This is a genomic window from Paraburkholderia sp., from assembly GCF_049581445.1.
GTDB lineage: Bacteria > Pseudomonadota > Gammaproteobacteria > Burkholderiales > Burkholderiaceae > Paraburkholderia.
Genome location: NZ_JBAURZ010000307.1, coordinates 1 through 1,552 on the forward strand (window position 1 = coordinate 1; position 1,552 = coordinate 1,552).

General features: G+C 64.8%; 1 protein-coding gene. It reads left to right on the forward strand.

Going from position 1 to position 1,552, the window contains the following annotated elements:
• Positions 1–240: 240 nt before the first annotated feature.
• Positions 241–1,552, forward strand: a 1,312-nt coding sequence (locus WCA85_RS25350; RefSeq protein ID WP_424067608.1) for a DUF1800 domain-containing protein, incomplete at its 3' end; no start/stop codon positions are given.

Below are 1,552 nucleotides of genomic sequence, written 5' to 3' on the forward strand. Positions count from 1 at the left end.
CGCTTACACCGGAGGAACGCCTGAAGTTCGTCGATGGTCTGAAGCGAGCCGGGCAGTGGCGCGAGGGGCCGGCCGCCGCAGCGGCTGACGCGAAGCGGAGGGCGGCGAGCGAGTGATTGGCTGGCGCGAACGGGGCGATGCGTGGGTGCGCTCCTCCACGTGAAAAAAACTTTGATATCTGCGACGGATTTCTCAGAACCTGCCGTTTAAAGGAGGTAAGCAACGTTCGAAGGAATGCGCATGGTCACGTCACCCAACGATAACGCCGCGGCGATTGCGCTGAACCGGTTCGGTCTAGGGGCTCGCCCGGAAGACACGCCGCCAGCTGATCCCAAAGCCTGGCTGTTCGCGCAGTTCGAGCAGTATCAGCCGCTTCCTGCGGCGTGGGCGGGGCAGCCGACCAGCGTCGCGCTAGCGACTGAACTGGGTGAGCAGCGTCTGCAGACTGCCAATGCCGACGCTAACGCCAATGCGAATTCCAACGGGAACGCTGGCCCCAACGCCAACGCCAACGCGGACGCAAACACTGCGGCAAACCCCAGCCCCGCAGCTACCGCCAAACAGGCCGCCAGGAAAGCCATGCGCGGCGAAATCCGCGACGTCTACCGTACTGCGGTGAACGCCAGCGTCAGCAGCGCCGTGATGAGCCCGACGCCGTTCATCGATCGCCTGGTGCATTTCTGGGCCAACCACTTTGCGGTATCCACTGAAAAACCTCAGGTGGCGGCACTCGCCGGCACGTTCGAAATGGAAGCGATCCGCCCACACGTGTTGGGCCGCTTCGACGACATGCTTGTCGCCGTCGAGCGGCATCCCGCCATGCAACTGTTTCTGGATCAGACGCGCTCCGTCGGTCCTGACAGCATGGCGGCGCTGCGCGCCGAGCGGCGCAATCCGGATCTGAAGCGCGGCCTAAATGAAAACCTCGCGCGCGAAATCATGGAACTGCACACGCTGGGCGTGCGCAGCGGCTACACGCAGGCCGACGTCACCGAATTCGCCCGCGCGTTAACCGGATGGAGCGTGGCAGGCGTGAAAGGGCCGCAGCCGAACAATGCGGCACCTGGCGCGTTTGTGTTTCGCCCGGCGGTGCACGAGCCCGGCGCGCGAACCATCATGGGACGCACTTACGAGCAACCCGGCGAAGATCAGGCGCTGGCGATCCTGCATGACCTCGCCGCATCTCCGTCAACAGCGCAACACATCGCCGGCAAACTCGCGCGGCACTTCATTGCCGACAATCCACCGCCCGCCGTCACCGAGCGGCTTGCCAACGCGTTCGAACGCAGCGGTGGCGATTTGCCCACCGTCTATCGCGCGTTGATCGATTCGCAGGAAGCGTGGTCGCCGGTCGCCGTGAAATTCAAAACGCCGTGGGAGTGGACCGTTTCGTCGATGCGCGGACTTGGCTGGCAAGACCTCGGCAACCTGCAGACCGCACCGTTGCTGACGCAACTCGGGCAGCCGTTGTGGCGCCCCGGTTCACCGGCTGGGTACGACGACATCGCCGCCAGTTGGGCCGCACCAGACGCGCTGGTGCGGCGCGTCGAAG